15 protein-coding genes are annotated in these 24192 nt (G+C 59.9%); 9 read left to right on the top strand and 6 right to left on the bottom strand.

Annotated elements, in window-relative coordinates; all coding sequences use genetic code 11:
- Nucleotides 1-47: 47 nt before the first annotated feature.
- On the bottom strand, nucleotides 48-5078 hold the full coding sequence (locus AC1D2P_RS14590; protein ID WP_477758000.1) for an NEL-type E3 ubiquitin ligase domain-containing protein: 5031 nt from the start codon (nucleotides 5076-5078) through the stop codon (nucleotides 48-50).
- Nucleotides 5079-5231: 153 nt separating this feature from the next.
- Nucleotides 5232-8348: a transglycosylase domain-containing protein gene (locus AC1D2P_RS14585; RefSeq protein WP_046026579.1), complete on the bottom strand. Its 3117-nt coding sequence runs from the start codon at nucleotides 8346-8348 to the stop codon at nucleotides 5232-5234.
- A gap of 631 nt (nucleotides 8349-8979) precedes the next feature.
- Here AC1D2P_RS14585 and AC1D2P_RS14580 point away from each other — a divergent pair.
- Nucleotides 8980-10401, top strand: coding sequence for an amino acid permease (locus tag AC1D2P_RS14580; RefSeq protein WP_109785005.1), 1422 nt, complete (start codon nucleotides 8980-8982; stop codon nucleotides 10399-10401).
- A 54-nt stretch (nucleotides 10402-10455) separates the two neighbouring features.
- Here the strand turns inward: AC1D2P_RS14580 and AC1D2P_RS14575 are convergent, their stop codons facing one another.
- A complete protein-coding gene (locus AC1D2P_RS14575) occupies nucleotides 10456-11580 on the bottom strand; it encodes an OpgC family protein (RefSeq protein ID WP_477758001.1) in 1125 nt (374 codons plus the stop codon).
- Between the two features lie 226 nt (nucleotides 11581-11806).
- Between AC1D2P_RS14575 and AC1D2P_RS14570 the strand changes: the two genes are divergently transcribed.
- Both AC1D2P_RS14570 and AC1D2P_RS14565 read left to right on the top strand, forming a co-directional pair.
- Complete coding sequence (locus tag AC1D2P_RS14570; protein WP_477758002.1) at nucleotides 11807-13312, top strand: glucosyltransferase domain-containing protein; 1506 nt, start codon at nucleotides 11807-11809, stop codon at nucleotides 13310-13312.
- 128 nt (nucleotides 13313-13440) lie between these two features.
- On the top strand, nucleotides 13441-13815 hold the full coding sequence (locus AC1D2P_RS14565; RefSeq protein WP_477758003.1) for a GtrA family protein: 375 nt from the start codon (nucleotides 13441-13443) through the stop codon (nucleotides 13813-13815).
- Between the two features lie 145 nt (nucleotides 13816-13960).
- Here the strand turns inward: AC1D2P_RS14565 and AC1D2P_RS14560 are convergent, their stop codons facing one another.
- Together AC1D2P_RS14560 and AC1D2P_RS14555 are read right to left on the bottom strand one after the other, a co-directional pair.
- A complete protein-coding gene (locus tag AC1D2P_RS14560) occupies nucleotides 13961-15580 on the bottom strand; it encodes an FMN-binding glutamate synthase family protein (protein WP_477758004.1) in 1620 nt (539 codons plus the stop codon).
- Between the two features lie 149 nt (nucleotides 15581-15729).
- On the bottom strand, nucleotides 15730-16530 hold the full coding sequence (locus AC1D2P_RS14555; RefSeq protein WP_027922800.1) for a helix-turn-helix transcriptional regulator: 801 nt from the start codon (nucleotides 16528-16530) through the stop codon (nucleotides 15730-15732).
- Nucleotides 16531-16659: 129 nt separating this feature from the next.
- Here AC1D2P_RS14555 and AC1D2P_RS14550 point away from each other — a divergent pair, with 129 nt between their 5' ends.
- The 5 genes from AC1D2P_RS14550 to AC1D2P_RS14530 all read left to right on the top strand — a co-directional run bounded on the left by AC1D2P_RS14550 (nucleotide 16660) and on the right by AC1D2P_RS14530 (nucleotide 20704).
- Nucleotides 16660-17481 carry a carbon-nitrogen hydrolase family protein gene (locus AC1D2P_RS14550; protein ID WP_109785010.1) on the top strand — a complete coding sequence of 274 codons (822 nt, stop codon included), beginning with the start codon at nucleotides 16660-16662 and terminating at the stop codon, nucleotides 17479-17481.
- 155 nt (nucleotides 17482-17636) lie between these two features.
- Complete coding sequence (locus tag AC1D2P_RS14545; protein WP_077431334.1) at nucleotides 17637-18962, top strand: APC family permease; 1326 nt, start codon at nucleotides 17637-17639, stop codon at nucleotides 18960-18962.
- Between the two features lie 144 nt (nucleotides 18963-19106).
- Nucleotides 19107-19541, top strand: coding sequence for an NUDIX hydrolase (locus AC1D2P_RS14540; RefSeq protein ID WP_077431335.1), 435 nt, complete (start codon nucleotides 19107-19109; stop codon nucleotides 19539-19541).
- A gap of 24 nt (nucleotides 19542-19565) precedes the next feature.
- The gene (locus tag AC1D2P_RS14535) at nucleotides 19566-20204 is read left to right on the top strand and encodes a LysE family translocator (protein WP_046026567.1); all 639 of its coding nucleotides are present in this window, start codon (nucleotides 19566-19568) and stop codon (nucleotides 20202-20204) included.
- Between the two features lie 2 nt (nucleotides 20205-20206).
- Nucleotides 20207-20704, top strand: coding sequence for an N-acetyltransferase family protein (locus tag AC1D2P_RS14530; RefSeq protein ID WP_477758005.1), 498 nt, complete (start codon nucleotides 20207-20209; stop codon nucleotides 20702-20704).
- Nucleotides 20705-20827: 123 nt separating this feature from the next.
- Here the strand turns inward: AC1D2P_RS14530 and metR are convergent, their stop codons facing one another.
- Nucleotides 20828-21745, bottom strand: a complete 918-nt coding sequence (gene metR, locus AC1D2P_RS14525; protein ID WP_109785011.1) for a transcriptional regulator MetR — start codon at nucleotides 21743-21745, stop codon at nucleotides 20828-20830.
- 108 nt (nucleotides 21746-21853) lie between these two features.
- Here metR and metE point away from each other — a divergent pair, with 108 nt between their 5' ends.
- The gene (gene metE / locus AC1D2P_RS14520; RefSeq protein ID WP_477758006.1) at nucleotides 21854-24166 is read left to right on the top strand and encodes a 5-methyltetrahydropteroyltriglutamate--homocysteine S-methyltransferase; all 2313 of its coding nucleotides are present in this window, start codon (nucleotides 21854-21856) and stop codon (nucleotides 24164-24166) included.
- Nucleotides 24167-24192 lie beyond the last annotated feature (26 nt).

Here is a 24192-nt window from a genome sequence, read left to right as displayed (position 1 = left end):
TGAATCCTGAGGCCCAAGGACCTCAGGACACTCAGGGTCCTGCTCGTTTACAGCCCGGCCTTGTTCAACGCCTCGCGAGTCAGGCGCCGGCTCAATTCCTTCTCCCGATAACCGATATCATTGAGCAACCGGTCATAGGTGGAATCGGGCATGACGCCTTCGTTCAACAGCTCGCTTTGTGCCACGGGAATTTGCTGCGCGAGGTCGAGCAATGTTTTTCTGAGCACTCTGCGCTGCGCATCGGGGTGGCCAATGGAGCGTGCCCAGTTCCGTTGAGCCGTGCGCAGTTGTTCCAGCAGGTCGGACTTGGTCGCATAAAAACGAGTGTTTCGGCTGTAAGCGTCTGAATAAGTCGCCCTCAGGTATTTGTCCCAGAACGGTTGCTCGATCATCGCGTTCACCAGCCCGTCTCCTTGCTCCAGTGAAATGACCGTGTCAAAAGCCTGTTCGAGCATGGCCTCGTCGACGCCGGCCGTGGGCCGGTAAAGCATGGTCCGGGATTGCCACGGCAAACCCAGGCGTTGGGCGAGCCCGGTTTCATAGGCGAGGAAGACCTCGACTTCATCCGGGGTGCCGGCACGGCTACGAAAATCGGCGCGGGCCACGTCGTCCACGTGTTCCAGGCGAGCGGCACCTTTGGCCAAGGTCACCAAGCGGTTTTCCAGCATCATGGTCGATGTCGACAGGGCGTTCGCTTCGCTGGCAAGCACCTTGATCCCCATGTTGTTGAACACCTGAGCCCCTGCATCGGCGCAGGTGGTGGGCGCGGTCGCGATCTCGAACAGTTCCTGGCGAAGTTCGCTGTCCAGATCCATGGCCTCGATCATGCGCCAGACTCGGTTGCTGAGTTGTTGGCGCATCTCCCCACCGGCCCGATAGTCGCCGGACAGCGTCTGGCGCTGGATAATCTCGAAGAAGCCTTCGGCGTTCGGCTCGCCCATTAGCGCGTGCCAGGCTTCTTCTCTGAAGGTGCCCAGCCCGCCAGTCTTGTTCCACCAACGGCTGTCGTCGGACATCGGCCATTGATCGATGGCGCGCTCGGCAGCGGGTGAGTAAGTCTGGTAGGGGTTGCGCCCCACGGACCGTCGGTAGTCGTGATAGGCAATACGGTTCGCCTCCGACAGATCCCGTACGTTGAGCCGGGTACGCGCCACCAGCAGTGCGTCGTCGGAACCGGGTACGACGTCCGGTATCTGCGCCAGCGGGTTGTCCCTCAAGTCGAGGAAAAAACCTCGCGGCCGTTTTTTATTAAACAAGCCCTCGGGCCAGGCCTTCACCCCCGTGTGGCTCAAACTCAGGATGCCCAGTTTCGGCATGCGCCCCACGTCCGGCAGCAGGCCCAGTTGCGGGTTGTCATCAAGGCGCAGGGTTTCCAGGCGGGTGAGGTTGCTCAATTGTTCGACTGCGGTGGGTGTCAGCCTGATCTGGTTGTCGGTCAGACGCAGCGAGCGCAACAGGTGCATTTTGCCGACGCCATCCGGCAGCCGGGTCAGCCTGCAGCCTCTGGCGCTCAGTTGTGAAACCCGTGGAAAGTCTCGCAGCAGTCCATCGGCGGAGGCAGAAAACCCCGTGTGATCCAGGTTCAGGCTGCTGACCTGATCGAGGTAGTACTTGAGGTCGGGCCGTTTTTTCCACCACAGCTCAAGGTTGTATTGACTGAACTCTGTCGACAGATCCAGTGCGTAGCCTGCATCAAGGGTGGTGCTGCGCTCACCGAAGACGGTCGACTTCCTTTCGAAACATTTGATGAGGCGTTCGCTAATGTGCAGACCACCCTTGTCCCTGAAAGAATTTGCGCCGGGTCCCCAGCCTTCCGGTTGCTGATAGCGCCATTGATTCAGCAGCACGCGCAGATTGTCCAGGTCGCGTTCCAGGCGATCAAGCGTCGCCAGTGCCTCGTCAATCGGCCCCAGTGACCTGACGAAGCGGGTGGTCTCCCGCTCGCTAAAATGAGGGTACAAATCCTGCACCCGTTCCAACGGGGTCGTGCCGGCCCGGGACAGGGCGGGGCCGCGCAGCAGCAACTGGGTCTGCGGGGCGGCGCTGGGCAAGATCGGCGGTTCGAGCAACGCGGTGCGTCGTTCGCCGGGCGCCTCGGTTTTGGCTTTTACCCATTGTTTGAACATCCGCCCCTGGCCCGTGCGGTAACCCAATCGGGCTCGTGCCTGTGCCGGCAATGCCCGAAGCACTGCGTCATAGAAGTTTTCGTGCGGCACGGGGCTGGAGCCGCCGCTGACAGCGTAGCGTGCGAACTCGTCTCGAATCAGCAGCCGAACCGTCTTCGCCTCGTCACTGCCCACACGGCAGCGCAGTGGTCCGTCAGAGGTGCCGTCGCGGATGTCGATGCGCAAATCACCAAAGGTGTCGGCGTGGATCCTGAGCGCGTTCAGCACCAGGCGTTCGGTATCGGCTGTCAGCTGTGCGTCATCGAACAACCCGGCGTAAGCATGGCTGGCGCGTGCTTCGAAGGCCGCCTCGCGGGCCTCGCTTTTCAGCGTCAATGGCAAACTTCGCTCGGTGTCCATTCGTTGCACATCGATGCGGCTGGCGCCGGCCAGCAGCTTGTCGGCAGCGCTGACGGGCAGGTCTGGAAAGTGGCGCGTCAGCAGGCGAAGACGAGGGTTGTCGACGGTTTGGCTGGCCTGGTACTGCAGGTTGAAAATCTCCACCTCCAGTTTGCGGGCTTCATCGGCCAACAGGTTGCGCAGGGTTTGCAGGCGCTCAGCGGCGGGCAGTGGGTGGCCGAACAGGTTGTTGAGTTCCGCTTCGTCAAGAAACGCAAGAAGGCTGTGCGCAAACTTGCCGCTCAGCACGTGAGCCACGCTGGTGGAAAGGGTTTGCCCAGGGCCGGCGTCGGGGTTGCCATACTGGCGAAAGCTGCCGCTCAAGTCGGCGTCCTGGTACACCTTCAATGCCTTGTCCACAGGCCAGCCCTCCAGGTACGTTGGCAGCGGCTCGAACCAATAGGACGTGGCGGAAAGCGGTTGGCCGGTCCGGATCTTTGCAATGGCGTGGGCCACGTCCCGGCCAATTCTGAAGCGTTGCAGGCTATCGCTCAGCAATGGCGGGGGCGGGGCATTGTCGACATGCATCCGGCGCAGGGCGTTGTCCTGGGTACCACTGATGCTGCGGATTTGCTCGAGTTGCGCATCGCTCAGGTCCGCCACGCTGTGCCCCAGACGACGCATCAAGGTCGAGCCTTCCCACTCGCGCGGATTCTCGGCTTCATGGCTCCAGGCGCCGACGCCGTTGTGTTTCAGCGCGGGTTGATAAGCGTCGGTGCGGCTCGGATGCTTGACGCGCCAGGTGCCCGTGCGTGGGTCCTGCTGCACGGCGTAGTGCTTGTTCTCCAGCGCCAGGATGCGTTGACCGTCGAGGGCGTGCAGACCTTGTTCGTCGGGGATTGAATCGGCAGGCAACTTGAGGTTCGGTTGTTCGTACGGTGTGAGGTCGGGGTGCCACAGATACTGTCGGCCATCGGGCAATTGCACCGGTTTCATGCCTTCGACCAAGGGCGACAGTTTCAATCGTACAAGCTGGCCAATCTGTGCGCCGGCGGCAAAAGCCGCGAGCTGGATGACGTCCGTGACCACCCCGACGATATGCTCGGCGGCTTCGGTAAACTGCCCTTCGGCAAGGTCCACAATGGACGTGATGACCTCGCTTGTGAGCTGGTACGTCGTATACACCATCATCAGTTCACCCAGGCCCGGCACGAACGGCGTGACGATCATCAGGGCCACGTTGAAAATGTCCGAAACGACTTTCTTGAAGTTGTCCCACCAGGCCCAGCGCGCGTTGCTGTCTGCGTCGGCGGTAGAGACAGCAATGTGCCGGGCGTCATTGAGGATCTTGTTAAGTTTTCGCTGGTAGAGACGGGGCCAGAAATCACCGGTGATCGGTGTGACGTCAATACGCAGATTGGGAGTGGATATGGGCTCCTCTCGCCACGTCGGACGCTGATCGAACGGCCCTTTTTTATGGATCTGCGTCTCGAACAGACGGGCCTGGAGGCCGGCAAAAAAATGCCCTCGCTGTGGCTGATCGACAAACTGGCTGAAGTACTGGCGATAGGTCATTTGCGACGACTCGATGAAGGCGTTGTCACGCAACTGGCGAGTCAGTTCATTCATGAAGTCGGTGACCGAGGCGTATTCCTTGAGCGGATGCTCGGGGTCATGGGGAACGTACGCAATGATCCTTGAGACATCGCTCGCCTGTTCCAGATCAGGCGATATCAGCACGATGCCGGTCAATGGCGTGTCCATGAGGGCCATCTCGGCGAATTGCACAATCTTGCCTTTGAGGGTGAGATTGCGCTGGCCATCGAGCATCGCAAGCACTAGATCACGGGTATCGGCGACGATGTCGCCAGTCATCACCGCCAGGTGTGTCGCGGCGATGAACGCGGCTTTCTGGTTGTCGAGCACTTTGTGTTTCAGGTACGTCTTGGCGAGCGCATCGTCCGGCAACAAAGTGCTTTCAAGGTGCTTGGTGTACCGCGCGCCAATGTCCAGTTCGCGGCACAGGGTCTGGAATTGGGCAATGGACATTTTGCGTTTGATCGGCTTGATATCGAACAGCCCTCGCTCGTCGGGCTGGGTGATGAAATCGGAGTCCGCTTCGCAGGTTTCGTGTCGGGCGAAGTTATGCAAGGCTGCGTCCAGTAGCGAAACATTGCGAACGACAACGCCCCCCGATAGGTTGATGGCGTACCAAGGGCGCTCTTTGGGTAAATAAAGATGTAAGTAAGTTGTTCTTGGATTGTCGTCGATCCCGTACTGCGCTTTTAAGGCGGCGCTTAATAAGGGTTCGGCAAATGTATAAATATCCTGTAACTCATCAAGCATTAAGTCCACTTTGTTTTGTGATGCCCAAAGTTTCAGACTGGCCGCTTTCAATAAAGAATGACTGGACGGTGAAGCGGCGGTTGTCCAGTGCCCGCGGCCTGTGCGGGCAGCGCTTAGCGCCTTGATCCTCTGGGATGAAACTTCTTTGAGCGGGGCAGGGATTCGACTTGTTATAAAGTCATAATGGCGGCCTTTGTTATTGGCAGTGCGTTCTTGTGGGTCAGTCATTGTTTTAATAAACCTTAAACGTTGAAAGAAGGCTCCAGCCTACCCTCCAACGTTAAAAGTAAAAGTCTGAATTACTGCTGTTAAGTCAGTGTGCGTACTTGCGCATCATTAATTTTATCGATGTCGAAAATATTTAATTACCACCCTCGTCAATCAACGCCGTGCCACCTCGACAGGCAGACACCCGGTGTTACTTCCCGGTTGCAGGTAGGGCATCAGAATCGGCGCCATGCCCTTGAGCACTTGCACCGGCAGTGCTGAAGTGAACGTGAACGTTTCGGCCGAGCGACCCGGCACGAAAGCGGTGAGGGTGCCGAAATGGTTGTCGCCGATGTAGAACACGAAGGTCGCCGTGCGATTGAGGGATTTGGAGCTCAGCACCCGGCCGCCGGAACCAATGGCCGCAATGCGGTTGTCACCCGTCCCGGTCTTGCCGCCCATGGCCAGGGGTTTGCCATTGGGTAATGTGAAACTGCCGGACACACGTTTTGCCGTACCGGCATCCACCACTTGCGACAAGGCTTCGCGCATGGCCGTGGCGACTTCGGATGGCATCACCCGTTTGCCCACGACCGGGTCGTTGATCAACTTGGTTTCATACGGGGTGTTGGCCGCGAAATGCAGCGTGTCGATGCGCAGTGTCGGCATGCGCACGCCATCGTTGAGGATGGTCCCGATCAACTCGCCCAGCGCCGCCGGACGGTCGCCAGAGCTACCGATGGCGGTGGCCAGTGACGGCACCAGGTGATCGAAGGGGTAGCCGACTTTCTGCCAGCGCTGGTGAATGTCCAGGAAGGCTTCGATCTCGAGCATGGTGCGGATGCGGCTGTCGCGGGCGCCCTTGTGCTTGCTTTTGAACAGCCAGCTATAGACTTCCTGCCGTTCGAACTGACTGGCCTTGACGATCTGGCCCCACTTGGCGTCGGGGTTGTTCAGCAGGTAGCCCATCAACCACATGTCCAGCGGGTGGACCTTGGCGATGAAGCCCTGGTCCGGCAGGTCGTAGGCGCCGGGGCCATAGCTTTCGTAGAGCCGTTGCAGGCGTTCGTCGGTGAGTTTTTCAGTGAGCTTGGCACCTTTGAGATGCGTGCGAACGAAGGTGTTGAAGCTTTCCTGACTGGCTTGCGGCAGCATATAACGATGGACCGCCGCCAGACGGATCGGTGTCGGGCGCATGCTGTCGAGGAAGGTGTCGAGCCGTGCCTGGGTGTCCTTGTTTTTGTATTTCTTCCAGAATTTCAGCAGGAACGAGGTGCCTTCGCGGTCGGCGAAATCGGCCAGGTATTCCTGACGGCGAGGGTCGCGGTCGTCCTTGAGCAGTTCTGCGCTGTTGTTGGGGCCCGAATACGTGGCGTAGCGCACCAGGTCGCGCATTAACCGAATGAACGGCAGGTTGATCGATTCACGCAGCGCATCGCGCAGGGTAGGGATGCGGCCGTTGTCTTCCTTGCGAAAGTTATGGAACACGTGCAACCCGCCACCGGTGAAAAACGCTTCGCCGGGGCTGGCCGAGTATTTGCGATCCAGCGCCGCACCCAGCATGGCCGGCAGATTGCGATCTTGATTCTCGATCAGGTAATCGACGGCCCAACGACTCAGTCGGTCCTGATCGGGGACATCGACTTTTTTCAGCTCTGGAATGGTCATCCCGGCATATTTGTCGTGCAGTTCGGAGATGATTTGCAGGTAGGTGGTGAGCACGCGCATTTTTGCAGTGGAACCCAGTTCCAGCTTGCTGCCTTCGTTGATGTCGAACGGCTGGTCGGTGCTGTCGGTCTGGATGCGTACGCGCGCGCCGTCCGGCGTCAGTTCAAACAGGGTGAAGCTGTAGCGCACCTGGGTGGTGCTGGTGGGGGTGAGCAGGCGTTCGCCCATCAAGCCGATCTGCGCCGCAAATACCGGGTCGGCCAGGTGCTTGAGGTACTCGGTGGCCTGGGATTGCAGCTGGCCTTGCAAGGTACTGGTGGCAGACAGATCAAGGCGATCGAGGTCGTACAGTGGACGATTGAGCAAGCCGCCCAAGCGACTGCGCGCCACGCTGATGCCTTTGTTGGTTTCAATGGGCTGAATGGTCGGCTGGGTTTGCCAGTCGCGATAAGTGACCTTGCTGGCCAATGCCGCAGCGGCAAACGGCCCATCGATCACGCCATTTTGTGCCAGCAGGCGGATGTGGCTGTCAGTGAGATCGACCAGTTCATCACGGCCCTTGGTCAGGTAGTGGGAAGGCCGGCGCTGGGCAATCATCAACGAGAGCATTTCACGCAGGGCCAGGCCTTTGGCGGCCATCGTTTTTGGATCGGTGGCTGGGCTGGCCAGGGTTTCGTTGGCCTTGTCGAAGTCGGCGCCGTACCAGACGCGCAACCCTTCGGCCATGCCATGCACTTCACCGTGACCGGGCACGGCGGACAGCGGCACGCTGTTGAGGTAGTCGCGGACCACATTTTTCCGGGCATCGAGGGTTTCCGGGCCGGCCTGATAGGCGCGCACGGTGGCGGAAATCATCTGCCGGATCTTTTCCGCACCTGACACCGTCAGGCCATCGGGTGAATGCCGATACTTCTCAAGCTGTGTCGCCAGGGTACTGCCGCCCGCCGATTGACCCGGCAGGTGAATCAATTTGGCTACCTGCGACCACGCCGCCATGCCGAAGCGCGGCCAGTCCACGGCGGGGTTGGCCAAGGGTTGCTTGGGGTCGAGCAGGAAACGGTTCTCGATGAACAACAGGCTGTTGATCACCACCGGCGGGATCGATTCAAAGCTTGAATAAAGCTGCTGCGGATACTTGAACTGGTACAGCGGCAACGCGCGGCAATCGGTGATCGACAGCCCGGCCTGGATTTTTTCCGAATAGGGCACGAACAGGCCCTTGTCGCTGTAGTCCATCAACTTTTTGGAAAAACGGGTCTGCGCCGAGATCACGTAGTCGCGCTTGAGCAACCGGGGCAGGAACTCATTCAGAGAGCTATAGCCCAGACGCAAATCAAAAGGCCCGGCGCCAGGGTAACGAATCGCATCGCTAGGGCCTGGTTCCAGGGTGTAACTCAGGGACGCAGCGAATTTGCTGACTTCCCGCGCCTGAAATTTCGACGTGCGCATTTCCTTGGCAGCGGCCAGGCCCACGACGATCAGAATGATCAGCAACAACAACCAAAACGCCTTCCAGCCGTGTTTGACACGACTGGTACGGGGTTTTTCAGGTAAAGGCGCTTCATCCACTCGTTCAGTCGGGACCACAGTTTTACTCGTATCGGTTTGCCACAAAGCGCCCATAGCCGATTGATCCATTCACGCAGATTGATCTGACTTGTCTGAAGCTTAGACGGTGGTTGGCAAAGGTGAAAAAATTGTGGACAAGGTTATCGCCTATTTTTTTGTATCCACACAAATCCCTGTAGCAGCTGCCGAAGGCTGCGTTCGACTGCGCAGCAGTCGCCAATCCTGCAACTTCAATTTGTCTGGAAAGCCGCGGTGTCTGATTTACGACTGCTGCGCAGTCGAACGCAGCCTTCGGCAGCTGCTACCAGGGGGCGGTGGTGTTGTGGCTGAAGAGGCTTGATCTAGAGCTGTTCAGCAGTAAATAAGGTTTAGGCAAGTGCATGACGATGCACCAATGCTGTGCAATACTCGCCGCCGTTTCAGGGGCGAGTGTAATCGCCTTTAGCCAGTTAATACCTCTCCATAAATCGCTATTTTGCCGAGACTTATGGCTGCATATTGTGATTTATAGAGTGAAAAAACCTGATCGATGCTTTTTATACTGCACGTCCCGCTGATCCTGGAGGTTTTGTCCTACAGGACGGTCCTGCTCACGAAGTAGACCGGTTTCAGGCAAGCAATGGCTTATCGGTCAGCGCTTCGACACTCGGTGGCTAAATCCAATAACAAGACGAGGATGTCCCCTATGCCTGTCGGCAATCACCTGCCCAACGGCGAGACCGCTCAAGGCGGCCCGCTTAAACGCGAACTCGGCGAACGGCATATTCGCTTGATGGCACTCGGTGCCTGTATCGGCGTCGGCCTGTTCCTGGGGTCGGCCAAGGCCATCGAAATGGCCGGTCCCGCCATCATGCTGTCCTACATCATTGGCGGTCTGGCGATCCTGGTGATCATGCGTGCCCTGGGCGAAATGGCCGTGCACAACCCGGTCGCCGGCTCGTTCAGCCGTTATGCCCAAGACTATCTCGGCCCCTTGGCGGGCTTCCTTACCGGCTGGAACTATTGGTTCTTGTGGCTGGTGACCTGCGTCGCGGAAATCACGGCGGTGGCGGTGTACATGGGGGTCTGGTTCCCCGATGTGCCGCGCTGGATCTGGGCGCTGTCGGCGTTGATCAGCATGGGCACCATCAACCTGATCGCGGTCAAGGCCTTCGGTGAGTTCGAGTTCTGGTTCGCCCTGATCAAGATCGTCACCATCATTGCCATGGTGGTCGGTGGTATCGGCATCATCGCTTTCGGGTTCGGCAACGATGGCGTCGCGCTGGGGATTTCCAATCTCTGGGCCCACGGCGGCTTCATGCCCAATGGCGTGCAAGGCGTATTGATGTCGCTGCAAATGGTCATGTTCGCCTACCTGGGCGTCGAGATGATCGGCCTGACCGCCGGTGAAGCCAAGAACCCGCGCAAGACCATCCCGGATGCCATTGGCTCGGTGTTCTGGCGGATTCTGCTGTTCTACGTCGGCGCGCTGTTCGTGATCCTGTCGATCTACCCATGGAACGAAATCGGCACCCAGGGCAGCCCGTTTGTGATGACGTTCGAGCGCCTGGGCATCAAGACCGCCGCCGGTATCATCAATTTCGTGGTGATCACCGCTGCGCTGTCGTCCTGTAATGGCGGCATTTTCAGCACCGGGCGCATGCTCTACAGCCTGGCGCAGAATGGCCAGGCCCCGGCCGGTTTCGCCAAGACGTCGAGCAACGGCGTACCTCGCCGCGCCTTGCTGTTATCGATGGGCGCGTTGCTGTTGGGCGTGTTGCTCAACTACGTGGCGCCGGAGAAGGTCTTCGTCTGGGTCACCGCGATTGCCACCTTCGGCGCGATCTGGACCTGGGTGATGATCCTGTTGGCTCAGCTCAAGTTCCGCAAAGGCCTGAGCGCCAGCGAGTGTGCCGGCCTCACGTACAAGATGTGGCTGTACCCGGTCAGTTCGTACCTGGCGCTGGCGTTCCTGGTGTTGGTGGTCGGCCTGATGGCCTACTTCCCGGACACCCGCGTGGCACTGTATGTCGGCCCTGCGTTCCTGGTGCTGCTGACGGTGTTGTTCTATGTGTTCAAGCTGCAACCGACCCAGGCAACGCAAGGTGCGGTGCGTTCGGCGTCGTAAGGCGTAACGCTTGAAATGCAAAAGCCCCGGTCAATTGACCGGGGCTTTTTCGTTTCAGGCTGCCGCGACGTGCAGTGAGCGGTTCAGGCGCTTATTGAATTCCAGCCAGACCCCCAACAACCCCATCAACCCCGCCCCGACCAGCGCGGTGAAGATTTGCATGGCAAACGCGTCGTCGGTCATGGCGTTGACCATATCCGCCAGCGGCGCCAGCAACACGCCGAGGCAGAACACTTCCAGCGAATAGCGCCCCATGCGACAGCATTGCTGTGCCAGCCAGTTTTGTGTCCAGCCCGTGTCTGGCAGCAGTTTCGCCGTGACATAGGCCAGTGCCAGAAAGTGCAGTAATCGCACCGGCGACAGGTCGGTCTTACTGATCGGGTACAGCCAGTTGCTCAACAGGGTTGGCATCACCGCGTCGTGGATATGCGGCCAGCGCCAGGAAACGGTAATCACCCCGGCAAACATTACGTAAATGGCTGCACAGACAAATAACGGCTGGCGCGACAGCGCACGCGTCTCGGGCAGTCGTGACCTTTGCCCGTGAATCGCCGCCGCACCACCGAGCACAAACAGCAGTTGCCAGGTGACCGGGTTGAAATACCACACGCCGTCCTTGATCGCGGCCAGGTTCCAGCCGAATGACGGCGCCAACAGGTAAACAGTCAACGACACCGCCACCACTGCCGACGCCTTGCGTACCAGCAACGGCAGCACTAGGGGCAACCCGGCCAGTAGCACGATGTACAGCGGCAACGGGTCCATCAGGTTCGGTTTGAAGCGCAGCAGCAACTCATCGGTCAACGCTTGTTGAGGGTTGGTGATGAAGTGGTGCAGGCCCATTTCCTCGACCAGATCGCGGGTTTCCACATGGCTGTTGGCGAAGAACACGATGCCCATCAGCATCGCCAGCAGGAAAATATGCACCACATACAACACCCAGGCGCGGCGCAGGATTTTCACACAGGCAATCAGGTAACCGTCACGCGCAAGGATCTTGCCGTAGGCCAGCACCGCTGCGTAGCCTGCCAGAAATACAAAGATTTCCGCGGCATCGCTGAAGCCTACGTTGCGCAAGGTGATTTGACCCAGGGGGTTGTGGGGCACGTGATCCCAGAAAATGAAGATCAGTGCCAGGCCACGGAAAAAGTCGATTCGGTGATCGCGTTCAGTCGTCATGGCTGCGGGCTCTTGAACGGGTGTTGAAGGGGGCGGGCGGCGCCACTAGGTCGTGCGCCGCACATCGGCGGCGCGCAGGGTGCAGGCATTCGTCGGCAATTGCAAAGTGTGGGTATTACGAGATGTCTCAACCGCCTGTCTAAAAGCCCGGCAGCGGTGCGATCTCTGGTTATCGTCGGGTTCAAAGCTTTAGTGGTTGTAGGCGGAATTCCCTTGAGGCGCCGACATGAGCATCAGCGATTGGCTCGACAAAGAACGTGGAGGCCGTCAGGTCTGGTTGCTGTTTGTGCTTGCGACGCTGCTGTATGTCCTGCCGTTTATCCTCGCGGATTTCCCCTACATCGATGACAACTGGCGTGGCCTGGCCGCCGGCATGGGCTGGTCGCAGGAGGGCCGTCTCTTCGCACAATGGTTCTACAACCTGCTGACCTTCAGCGGTGCCGCACCCAATATCTTCCCGTTGCCGCTTTTGATCGCCACCCTGGCCATGAGTGCGGCCCTGACCCGTCTGACGTTCCATTACTTTCCCGTACCGACGGTTGCTCATTGCCTGGTCGTTCTGCCGCTTTGGTACAACCCGTTTTTCCTGCAAAACCTGTCGTACCAATACGACGGTCCGACCATGGCGCTGAGTGTGGTGGCGGTGATCTACGCGATCACGTTTCAAAGCCCCTCGCGCGTCCAGCGATTGATCGTTCCGGCCGTGCTGATTGCATTGGCCATCGGCCTTTATCAGGTCAGCATCAATGTGTTTCTCGGGCTCTGTTGCCTGGAGCTGCTGCGCGGGGCAACCGAGCGATTATCGTGGCCGGCGTGGTGCCGATTGCTCGGCTGGAAAGTCGCGCAGGTGCTGTTGGCCGGATTGATCTACGGCGCCACGGCTTTTGCTTACATGAGTCAAAACCGCACCGCGATATTGAAGGGGGCGGCGGCACCGCTGCTGCAAGTTGAAATCAATGCGGGCCGGGTGCTGGAAAAAATCGTGCTGTTGTTTCATGGCGGCTTTACCTGGGTGTTCGCCGCGCTGTTGCTGTGCGCCATCGCCGGAGGTGTGTGCGTGGGGCAGGGTGTGCTGGCGCGGCAGGACACGGGGCTGCACAAGGCGCTGATAGGGTTGAGGTGTCTGATGATGCTGCCGGTCCTGATGTTACTGGTGCCCGGTGCTTCATTGTTTTTTCGAGACTTCAATGAAGGCGCCCGAACCTTGATGGGTTTTGGCGTCGTGCTGGTGGTGCTGTTCTACCTGAGTCATCGGGCGCTGGCGTCGTGGCATGGAAAACTGCCATTGCTGTTGCTCATCCCGCTGCTGGCGATGCTCTCGCTGTCCTTCGCCTACGGGCGCGTGCTGACCCTGCAAAAAACCTTCGCGACCAACGCGTTGTATGCCCTGAGTGCCGACATTGCCTCGCGCCCCGCATTGCGCGATGCCAAGCGCATTTACCTGTCGGTGAGTTATTCGGATCACTGGTTGGTGGCCGCTGCCGGGTCGTTCAAACAGATGCCGGTTTTGCATTATTTGCTTAACACCGACTTTTACATGCTCGCGGAAAACCTGCCGAAAACCGGCATCACCAACGTGGTCAGGGAAAAGGAACGGCGCAATGCGACACGAGTCGGTTACCAGGGGTATCCGCCGCTGGTGGACAGCCAGTTCTATCGCATTTATCTGCTGGGGGATTACGGCTTTATCGTCATGAAAGAGCCGGTGCCCGTGAAAACGCTTCAGTGGTGAATGAAGCCATTGGGCATGACCGTTAATCAGGAATACCGCGGTACCTGCTATTTCTGACAGTAGACGCACACCTGCCCTGACATTAGGTTGAAGCACTTCTGAAACCGAGAGCGGATCACGGAATGGACATGAAAGCTTTATGGAAAGAATTCTCCACCTATGCGGTAGTTGGCGTGGCCAATACGCTGATTCATTGGCAGCTGTTTTACATCCTCTCCACCGCCGCCGAATGGAGTCAGGCCGCCAGCAACGTTACGGCGTTCTGTGTCGCGGCAACGTTCTCCTTTTATGTGCACGCGCTGTACACATTTGAAGCCGGAGCGTCGGTACGTCGTTATCTGTCGTATGTCTGCTGCATGGGCGTAGCGAGTTTTGTGGTCGGGCACTATGCCGATGTCTGGAAACTCCACGGCTTGGTAACCGTCGCATCGTTCTCGCTGTTGAGTCTGTTCTGCGGGTTTTTCTTTTCGCGATTTATCTTGTTCCGCGAGCGCGAAGCATGATGGTTTCGCGCTGCTCTGGGGAGGTCGCAGCGCTGTATGTGGTGGTGGCGGTCGCGTTATTCGCGAGACTTCACGCCATCACCACGCCGGCCGTCTGGTGTGAAATCTTCGACCGGCGCCTCCTGTGGCTGTTTTCAACCGATGTTTATGCCGCAACTTCCTCATTCGGCTCAAAACTGTCCGCCCGCGCCATCTGCCACATCCGCGAGTAAAACTCGCCATTCACTTCACCGGTGAGTAACTCGCCAGGCTTCAAGAACACATGCAACTGCGAGAACAATTTGATCTCGGTCGCCGACATGCGCCGCACCAAGTGTTTGGCTGACAGTTGTGAAGGGTGATCGAGGCCCGCCGCCGCGAGCATTTCAGCCAGGGCCTTGAGCGTGTTGCGGTGGAAGTTGAACACGCGCTGGGCTTTGTCCGGAACGACGAGGGCGCGTTGACGCAAGGTGTCCTGGGTGGCGACGCCGGTCGGGCATTTGTTGGTGTGGCAGCTTTGCGACTGGATGCAGCCGATGGCGAACATGAAGCCGCGTGCCGAGTTGGCCCAGTCGGCGCCGATGGCCAGCACGCTGGCGATGTCAAAGGCGCTGACGATCTTGCCGCTGGCCCCCAGTTTGATTTTGTCCCGCAGGTTCAGGCCCACCAGCGTGTTGTGCACGAACAGCAGGCCTTCGCGCATCGGCACGCCGATGTGGTCGGTGAACTCCACTGGCGCAGCACCGGTGCCCCCTTCCTTGCCGTCGACGACGATGAAGTCCGGGAGGATGCCGGTTTCCAGCATGGCCTTGGCGATGCCCATGAATTCCCACGGGTGGCCGAGGCAGAACTTGAAACCCACCGGTTTGCCGCCTGACAACTCACGCAGTTGCTGGATGAAATGCATCAGTTCAATCGGTGTGGAAAACGCACTGTGCCGCGACGGCGAGATGCAGTCTTCGCCCATCAGGATGCCGCGGGTTTCGGCGATTTCCTGGGTGACTTTGTGCTTGGGCAGAATCCCGCCGTGGCCGGGCTTGGCGCCCTGGCTCATCTTGATTTCGATCATGCGCACTTGCGGCGTTTGTGCCTGGGCGGCGAAGCGTTCCGGGTCGAAACGACCGTCGGCGGTGCGGCAGCCGAAGTAGCCGCTGCCGAGCTCCCAGGTCAGGTCGCCGCCGTTTTCGCGGTGGTACGCGCTGATGCTGCCTTCGCCCGTGTCATGGGCGAAGTTACCGAGTTTGGCGCCCTGGTTCAGCGCGCGAATCGCGTTGGCGCTGAGTGAGCCAAAGCTCATGGCCGAGATGTTGAACACCGAGGCCGAGTACGGCTGGGTGCACTGCGGGCCGCCGACCATCACCCGAAAACTGCCTGGATCACTCAACGGCGCTGGGCGCATCGAGTGGCCGATGAATTCGAAGCCCGATTGGTACACATCAATCAGCGTGCCGAAGGGTTTGTCGGCGCTTTCATTTTTGGCCCGCGAATAGACCAGCGAACGTTGGGCACGGGAGAAGGGCAGGGCGTCGCTGTCGGATTCGAGCAGGTACTGGCGGATTTCCGGGCGAATGCCTTCCACCAGATAACGAATGTTGCCCAGGATCGGGTAGTTGCGGCGTACCGCGTGAGGGCTTTGCAGCAGATCGAACAGGCCGATCAGGCTGAGCACGCCGGTGACGGCGGTGATCGGCCAGAGCCAGTCGTATTGCAGAAAGGGCAGGCTGGCGAGGGTAAAGATCACGCAAGCGGCAAAGAAGGCGTAGCGGCTCAGGAGTGACAGGCTCATACGGTTTCCTTGGGTTCGGACTCGGTTGTGGCCACAGAGATCCCTGTAGGAGCCGAGCTTGCTCGCGATGACGTCGTGTCAGACAACGGAATTTTTGACCGGAAGACCGCCATCGCGAGCAAGCTTTGCTCCTACAGGGTTGCGGTGTGTCAGGCGTTTTGGGCCTGGAGAAAAATCGAAAACAGCTCGGACTGGGACTTGATTCCCAGCTTGCTGTACATGTGTTTCTTATGGACTTTCACGGTTTCGACGGAGATTTCCAGCTTACGGGCGATTTCTTTGCTGGAGCAACCGCTGAGCATCAAACGCCCGACGTCGAGCTCGCGCGCGGTCAGTTGCGCGCCTTTGAGCTGCTGCACCGACGCTTCCAGTTGCACGCGCCAGTCAGGTTGCGGTGGCGACGGCGCAAGGGCCACGACCTCGTTGATTTCGTAGGGCAGGCGCTGACGCAACAGGCCCAGCACCCACGGCTGGATCAGCGACAGCAAGGCGATCTGCTGGCCGCTGAAGCGCTGCTTGCTGCCCAGTGACAGGCACAACGTGCGGTCGCCTTCGAGCTGGCAATTGAACTGGATTTCATCGGCGACCACATTCAGACGAAAGTAGCGCTGGTAATACTCGGTCAGCTCAAAGTGCTCCGGCGCCACTTCCGACAAGCGATAGAGACCGGTGCGCGATTGCTCGCGGCAGGCGATGTAGAACGGGTCGAGCAGGTACAAACCGCGCAGGTAATCCTGAAACAACTGGTCAGGGCTGCCGTCCTCGCCAGGGCATTCGGCGAATACTTGCGGGTGCTGGTCGGCGCTGAAAAGCAGGGCCACCCAGCTGTCGAAGGTCACGTACTGATCCAGCAACCGCACCAGCTGCGTCCAGAAATTAGGCTTGTCCAGCGCGTCGATCAGTTGCCCGACCGAGCGATGCCACGCGATGTCGTCCAGCGAAAGTGTCATGCCTCTACCCCTATCGGGTTACCCCAGCGGCGTGATTCCCCGGCCGGTGGCTTGCTGCGCATACTGGCGCACAGTCACCGACCGGGCAATCTTTCTGCCGCCCGGCGTACTCCAGAACAAGGAATACCCATGAAAGTCGAACTCGCCCAGTTGGCGGGCCGTGACAACGGCACAGCGTATAACCTCGAACGCGCCTTGGCGGCGATTGCAGCCTGCGCCGCCGACACACAACTGATTGTCTTCCCGGAAACCCACCTGATGGGCTTCCCGACCGCCGACACCGTGGCCCGCACCGCTGAACCGCTGAACGGCCCGACCGTCAATGCCGTGCTGACCGCTGCCCGCGAACGCAACATCGCCGTGGTGATCGGCATGGCCGAGAACGACAACGGCCGGTTCTACAACACCACACTGCTGATTACCCCCGAAGGCATCGCGTTGAAATACCGCAAGACGCATTTGTGGGCCTCGGATCGCGGTGTGTTCGAACCGGGCGACCGTTACGCCACGTGCGAGTGGAACGGTGTGCGGGTCGGCCTGCTGATTTGCTACGACATCGAATTCCCGGAAACCGCCCGCGCCCTCGCGCAACTGGGCGCCGAACTGCTGATCGTCACCAACGGCAACATGGACCCCTACGGCTCGACGCACCGCACCGCGATCATGGCCCGCGCCCAGGAAAACCAGGCGTTTGCGCTGATGGTCAACCGGGTGGAAGCGGGCGATGACGGGTTGATGTTCGCGGGCGGCAGTGCGCTGGTGGATCCGCTGGGCACGCTGTTGTTCGAGGCCGGACGGGATGAAGGCCGGTTTACGGTTGAGCTGGATTTCAACCGGTTGGACGCGGCACGCAAGGACTACCGGTATCTGGACGATCAGCGGTTGAAACTGCCGGGGGAGATGGTTGAGCACGCTTCCGGGATTCGGGAGCTGCTGATTCCTAAAAACTGACCACCGATCGTTCCCACGCTCTGCGTGGGAATGAATCAACGGACGCTCTGCGTCCGCTTTTGGGACGCGGAGCGTCCCCGGCTGCATTCCCACGCAGAGCGTGGGAACGATCACTCGGCTCTGCCATAAATCTAATAAATTCGGAGTAGTCGCTCATGGCTCGTTTGCAACGCACCCTTTCATTGGGGTCGGTGGTGCTGTTTGGCATTGCCTACATGACGCCGATCATTGTGCTCGGCACCTTTGGCATCCTCGCTCAATCCACCGCAGGCATGGTGCCGGCCGCGTACCTGGCGGCCTTGGTGGCGATGTTCTTCACCGCCATGAGCTACGGCCGAATGGCCTCGGCGTTCCCTGTCGCGGGCTCGGCTTATAGCTACGTACGCAAAGCCATCAGCCCCAAGCTCGGTTTCATCGCCGGTTGGGCGGTGTTGCTCGATTACCTGTTCCTGCCAATGGCGATCTGGCTGATCGGCGCCGCCTACCTCAACTCTGCCTTCCCCGCAGTGCCGCAATGGCTGTGGGTGTTGGCGTTCATCGGCATCACCAGCGCGATCAACATCGTCGGCCTGAAACTGGCCAACGGCGTCAACGCCTTGCTGATGCTGGTGCAGGCGCTGGTACTGATCGCCTTTGTTGCGCTGTGCATCCATTACGTGGGGGGCGATGCAAGCACACCGTTGTGGTCGATCAAACCGTTCTTCAACGGCGACATGCAAATGCCGCTGATCATGAGCGGCGCAGCCATCGCCTGTTACTCGTTCCTGGGCTTCGACGCGGTCAGCACCCTGACCGAAGAAACCCGCGACCCGCGCCGCACCATCCCTCGGGCAATCATGCTGATTACCCTGGTCGGCGGGCTGATCTTCGTCAGCGTCTCGTACTTCGTGCAGATCGCGCATCCCTCGTTCCAGTTCGACAACGTTGACTCGGCCGCCTACGAGATTGCCCGCAACATCGGCGGCGACCTGTTTGTGTCGATCTTCCTGATCGGCCTGATCGTCGGCCAGTTCGCCTCGGGCCTTTCGGCACAGGCCAGTGGCTCGCGTCTGTTGTTCGCCATGGGCCGTGACGGTGTGCTGCCAAAATCGTTCTTTGGCACCTTGCACGAACGATTCGGCACCCCGGTCAACAGCATCCTGTTGTGCGCGGTCGTTGCTTTGCTGGCGCTGAAACTGGACGTCACCACCTCGACCTCGTTCATCAACTTCGGCGCGTTCCTCGCCTTCAGCCTGGTCAACCTGTCGGTGATTTTTCACTACTGGATCGGCGGCGAGAAAAAAGGCCCGCGTGAGCTGGTGCTGTTCCTGGTGTTCCCGTTCATCGGTCTGGTGGCGGACTTGTGGCTGATGGTCAGCCTCGACCACCTGGCGATTTACCTGGGCCTGAGCTGGCTGGCGATTGGCGTGGTGTACCTGGCGGTGCTGACCGGCGGTTTCCGTCGCCAGCCACCGGAGATGGATTTCCAGGAAGCTACATAAGCAATCGGCTTGCAGTACAGAACCCTGTGGGAGCGAGCTCGCTCCCACAAAGGTTCGGCAGTGAGTTGCAGATATTTTTCCCCGTGACGAAGCACCGACACTTATGTGAACCTTGCGGCTTTTTCCCAAGGCCAATTCCGATCCATGACCCGTCCATCCGCTGATACGCCACGCATCATCCGCATCGCCGCCGCCCTGTTGATCGGCCCCGACGGCCGCACATTGCTGGTGCGCAAGCGCGGCACCCAGGCCTTTATGCAACCGGGCGGCAAGATCGAAGCCCATGAGCAGCCGGTTCACGCCTTGGCCCGCGAGCTGGAAGAAGAGCTGGGGTTAGTCATCGATCCGTCGCACGCCAGCTACCTCGGGAAATTCTCGGCACCGGCCGCCAACGAGCCGGGTTTTGTCGTAGAGGCCGAACTTTTTCGGCTGGCCATCGAGGAGGACGTCACCCCCGCAGCCGAAATCGAAGAAGTGATCTGGATTGACCCGACCACCGACGGTGATATCACGCTGGCGCCATTGACACGCGACCTGATCCTGCCGTTTTATCGAGCTTCGCTGACCGAACCTGCCTGATCAATTACGGACGAAGGACTGCCCATGATCCCGCTTCAAGATTTGCTGATTTTCGCCGCCGCCGCGTTGCTGATGGTGCTGACACCGGGGCCGAACATGATCTACCTGATTTCCCGTTCAATCTGCCAGGGGCGCAAGGCGGGCGTGACGTCATTGTTGGGCGTGGTCGCGGGGTTCTTTGTCCACTTGTTCGCCGCCGCGGCCGGTTTGACCGCGGTGTTCCTGGCCGTGCCGATGGCCTACGAAGTCTTGAAATGGGCCGGGGCGTTGTACCTGGTGTGGCTGGCCTGGCAGGCGGTCAAACCCGGCGCGCGTTCACCGTTCGAGGCGCAGCAGTTGCCGCCGGACTCGTCACGCAAACTGGTCACCATGGGTTTTCTCACCAGCGCGTTGAACCCCAAGATTGCGGTGTTTTACCTGTCGGTGTTTCCACAGTTCATCAACCCTGAACACGGCTCGGTGTTCAGCCAAAGCCTTATCCTTGGCCTGACGCAGATCAGTGTCAGCTTCTGCGTCAATCTGCTGATCGCGTTGTTCGCGGCCGGCATCGCCTCGTGGTTCGTCAACAACCCGACCTGGCTGGCGGTGCAGCGTTATTTCATGAGTTTTGTGTTGGCGACGCTGGCGGTGCGGCTGATGCTTGAGCAACGCAGGACGGTTTGAACATGTGGATTGAGCGGCTGGACGCCAGTCATGCCCTGGCCTATCGGGAACTGATGCTCGAAGCCTACGACCGGCATCCGCAGGCGTTCACCTCCAGCGTGCGCGAGCGCGCCGCGATGCCGCTGAGTGGGTGGGAAGGGCGCCTGACCAGCAAACTGGATGTGGTGCTCGGGGCGTTTGTAGAAGGGCGGCTGGCGGGCATCGTCGGGCTGGCGTTCGAGGCGCGGGAAAAGGCCCGGCACAAGGCGACGCTGTTTGGCATGTACGTCTCGGGCACCGTCCGCCAGCGCGGGGTGGGGCAGCAACTGGTGCAGGCAGCGTTGGCCGAGGCGGGCAAGCATCAGGGCTTGAGGCTGATCAAACTGACCGTCACCGCCGGCAACGACACCGCGTTCAACTTGTACAGCCGTTGCGGCTTCATCCAGTTCGGCCTCGAACCCATGGCCGTGCGCGTGGGTGAGGACTACTTCGACAAGATCCATATGTGGCGTGAGCTCTAAACCCCACCGATAGACCTTGTAGGAGCCGGGCTTGCCCGCGATGGCGGTGTGTCAGTCACCGCAGACATTGACTGGAAAATCGCCATCGCGGGCAAGCCCGGCTCCTACAAGGGCTATGTGTTCCTAGCGAACGGCGCTGACGCCATCCAGCGTCGAGAACGACGTGTCCTTGGCCGTCAGCAAGAAATCACGCATGTACGGCGCATCCAGCATGTCCGCGCGGATCCCTGCGTACAGCGTCGCAAACAAGCCTTTCTCGCCCAGTCGCTTGGCCTTCACGTAACCCCGTGAGCTGTATTCGTGCAGCGCCCAGTGCGGCATGCCGCACACGCCGCGTCCGCTGGCCACCAGTTGCATCATCATCACCGACAGTTCCGAGGTGCGGACCTGCGCCGGTTCGATGTCGGCCGGTTCGAGGAAGCGGGTGAAGATGTCCAGCCGATCACGCTCCACCGGGTAGGTGATCAGGGTTTCGCTCAGCAGATCTTCCGGAACGATGTAGGCCTTGCTCGCCAACCGATGCTGGTTGGCCACCGCGAGCATGGCTTCATAGGTGAACAGCGGCACGTAGGTAATCCCGGCGATGTCCAGTGGGTCAGAGGTCACCACCAGGTCCAGGTCACCGCGCGCCAGCGCCGGCAAAGGCGCAAAGGCAAACCCCGACGCCAGATCCAACTCGACTTCTGGCCACGCATCGCGGAACTGGTCGATGGTCGGCATCAACCACTGGAAGCAACTGTGGCACTCGATCGCCATGTGCAAACGGCCTGCCGTGCCACCGGCCAATCGTGCGATATCGCGTTCGGCACCGCGCAGCAACGGCAGGGTGGCGTCGGCCAGTTGCAGCAGGCGCAAACCGGCGCTGGTGAAGCGCACCGGTTTGGTCTTGCGCACGAACAACTGCATGCCCATGCGCTCTTCCAGTTCCTTGAACTGGTGGGACAGGGCCGACTGCGTCAGGTGCAGGCGGTCGGCGGCATCGACCAGGCTGTCGGCTTCGCGCAAGGCGTGCAGGGTCTTCAGGTGACGGATTTCAAGCACCGGATGGCTCCATGAGGAAAACTTGTGATCAACACGAAAAGGTTGAGTTTGTCTCATGTTGGGTTGGCTGTCGACAATAGCGCCATCTTTTACAGGGAGAAATACATCATGGCTCTGGCCCACACACTTGGTTTCCCACGCATCGGCGCGGACCGTGAACTGAAAAAAGCCCTCGAATCCTACTGGAAGGGCGACATTGATCAGGCTGCCCTGGACCGCGTTGGCCGCCAATTGCGTGCCATGCACTGGCAATTGCAGAAAGGCGCCGGGATCGACCTGCTGCCCGTGGGCGATTTCGCCTGGTACGACCAGGTGCTGACCCATTCGCTGACCTTCGGTGTGATCCCCGAGCGTTTCGACAGCACCAAGGATGCCGCCGGCCTGCCGACCCTCGACACCTTGTTCGCTATGGCCCGTGGCGCCACGGCCAGTTGCTGCGGCGGCGAACACAGCACCGCGCAATACGCCCAGGAACTGACCAAATGGTTCGACACCAACTACCACTACCTGGTCCCGGAATTCAGCGCTGACCAACAATTCAAACTGAGCTGGGAGCAGTTGTTCGACGAAGTGGACGAAGCCAAGGCCCTCGGTCACACCGTCAAACCGGTGATCATCGGCCCGTTGACATACCTATGGCTGGGCAAGGCCAAAGGCAATGACTTCGACAAACTCGACCTGCTGGAACGCCTGCTGCCGGTGTACAACGAAATCCTCGGGCGCCTCGCCGCACAAGGTGTGGAATGGGTGCAGATCGACGAGCCGATCCTGACCCTCGACCTGCCGCAAGCCTGGAAAAATGCGTTCGAACGCGCTTACCACATCCTTCAATATTCGCCGCTGAAAAAACTCGTGGCGACCTACTTCAGCGGCCTGGAAGACAACCTCGGCCTGGCCGTCGGCCTGCCGGTGCAAGGCCTGCACATCGACGCCGTGCGTGCGCCGGATCAACTGGGCCAGGTGCTGGATCGCCTGCCGACCTACAAGATTCTCTCGGTCGGCCTGGTCAACGGTCGCAACGTCTGGCGCTGCGAACTGGAGCAGGCGCTGGCTCAGCTGCAACCGGCGCAAGAGCGTTTTGGCGACAACCTGTGGGTCAGCAGTTCGTGCTCGTTGCTGCACAGCCCGGTGGATCTGCGCCGCGAAGACAAACTCGACCCGGAACTGAAAAGCTGGCTGGCGTTTGCCGTGCAGAAGTGTGGCGAAATCGCCGTGCTGCGTGATGCCCTCAACGACCCGCAATCGCCCAGCGTGCAAGCGGCGCTGGCCCAGAGCCGCGCAATTGCGGCCAGTCGTGCCGAGTCGCCGCGTATCCACAAAGCCGCCGTGCAGGCGCGTATCGCTGCCATTGGCGTTGCGGACAGCCAGCGCCATTCGCCGTTTGCCCAACGCGTCGAACAGCAACGCGCTCGCCTGAAACTACCGACATTCCCGACCACCACCATYGGCTCGTTCCCGCAGACCAGCGCGATCCGTCTGGCCCGTCAGGCGTTCAAGCAAGGCAGGCTGTCGGCCAACGATTACACCGACGCGATGCACAGCGAAATCCGCCACGCGGTGCAAGTGCAGGAGCGCCTGGGCCTGGATGTATTGGTGCACGGTGAAGCCGAACGCAACGACATGGTCGAGTACTTCGCCGAGCAACTGGACGGCTACCTGTTCACCCGCTTCGGCTGGGTTCAGAGCTACGGCTCGCGCTGCGTCAAACCGGCGATCATCTACGGCGACCTGAGCCGCCCGAACGCGATGACGGTCGACTGGATCACCTACGCACAGAGCCTGACCGACAAGGTCATGAAAGGCATGCTCACCGGTCCCGTGACCATGTTGATGTGGTCGTTCCCCCGTGAAGACGTGTCGCGCAAAGTCCAGGCGCAGCAGTTAGCGCTGGCCCTGCGGGACGAAGTGGTGGACCTGGAAACCGCCGGCATCAAGATCGTGCAGATCGACGAAGCCGCGTTCCGTGAAGGCTTGCCCCTGCGCCGCGCGCAATGGCAGGACTACCTGGATTGGGCGGTCGAAGCGTTCCGCTTGAGTGCATCGGGTGTGCGCGATGAAACGCAGATCCACACTCACATGTGCTACAGCGAATTCAATGACGTGATCAAGGCCATCGCCGACATGGACGCCGACGTGATCACCATCGAAACCTCGCGTTCGGACATGGAACTGCTGGAGGCCTTCGAAGCCTTCGACTACCCGAACGACATCGGGCCGGGTGTGTACGACATCCACTCGCCACGGGTGCCGGACACCGCCGAGATGGTCAAGTTGATGAGCAAAGCCGTGAAGCGCATTCCCGCCGAGCGCTTGTGGGTCAACCCCGATTGCGGTCTGAAGACCCGGGCGTGGCCAGAGACTGAAGCGGCGCTGGTGAACATGGTGGCGGCGGCCCGACAGTTGCGCAGCCAATTGGCTTGAAAACAGTGAAACGGGAGCGGCCCAGC

It is taken from the genome of Pseudomonas sp. P1_F1_2 (genome assembly GCF_056405815.1).
This window is presented reverse-complemented; position numbering and strand designations above follow the sequence as displayed.

Excerpts from the sequence above, each read along its gene's own strand:
- AC1D2P_RS14585 (WP_046026579.1), bottom strand. The coding sequence starts at position 8,348 with ATGGGCGCTTTGTGGCAAACCGATACGAGTAAAACTGTGGTCCCGACT.
- AC1D2P_RS14590 (WP_477758000.1), bottom strand. The coding sequence starts at position 5,078 with ATGACTGACCCACAAGAACGCACTGCCAATAACAAAGGCCGCCATTAT.
- AC1D2P_RS14545 (WP_077431334.1), top strand. The coding sequence starts at position 17,637 with ATGGCTCGTTTGCAACGCACCCTTTCATTGGGGTCGGTGGTGCTGTTT.
- AC1D2P_RS14530 (WP_477758005.1), top strand. The coding sequence starts at position 20,207 with ATGTGGATTGAGCGGCTGGACGCCAGTCATGCCCTGGCCTATCGGGAA.
- AC1D2P_RS14565 (WP_477758003.1), top strand. The coding sequence starts at position 13,441 with ATGAAAGCTTTATGGAAAGAATTCTCCACCTATGCGGTAGTTGGCGTG.
- AC1D2P_RS14560 (WP_477758004.1), bottom strand. The coding sequence starts at position 15,580 with ATGAGCCTGTCACTCCTGAGCCGCTACGCCTTCTTTGCCGCTTGCGTG.
- AC1D2P_RS14535 (WP_046026567.1), top strand. The coding sequence starts at position 19,566 with ATGATCCCGCTTCAAGATTTGCTGATTTTCGCCGCCGCCGCGTTGCTG.
- AC1D2P_RS14555 (WP_027922800.1), bottom strand. The coding sequence starts at position 16,530 with ATGACACTTTCGCTGGACGACATCGCGTGGCATCGCTCGGTCGGGCAA.
- AC1D2P_RS14580 (WP_109785005.1), top strand. The coding sequence starts at position 8,980 with ATGCCTGTCGGCAATCACCTGCCCAACGGCGAGACCGCTCAAGGCGGC.
- AC1D2P_RS14540 (WP_077431335.1), top strand. The coding sequence starts at position 19,107 with ATGACCCGTCCATCCGCTGATACGCCACGCATCATCCGCATCGCCGCC.
- AC1D2P_RS14575 (WP_477758001.1), bottom strand. The coding sequence starts at position 11,580 with ATGACGACTGAACGCGATCACCGAATCGACTTTTTCCGTGGCCTGGCA.
- AC1D2P_RS14550 (WP_109785010.1), top strand. The coding sequence starts at position 16,660 with ATGAAAGTCGAACTCGCCCAGTTGGCGGGCCGTGACAACGGCACAGCG.
- AC1D2P_RS14570 (WP_477758002.1), top strand. The coding sequence starts at position 11,807 with ATGAGCATCAGCGATTGGCTCGACAAAGAACGTGGAGGCCGTCAGGTC.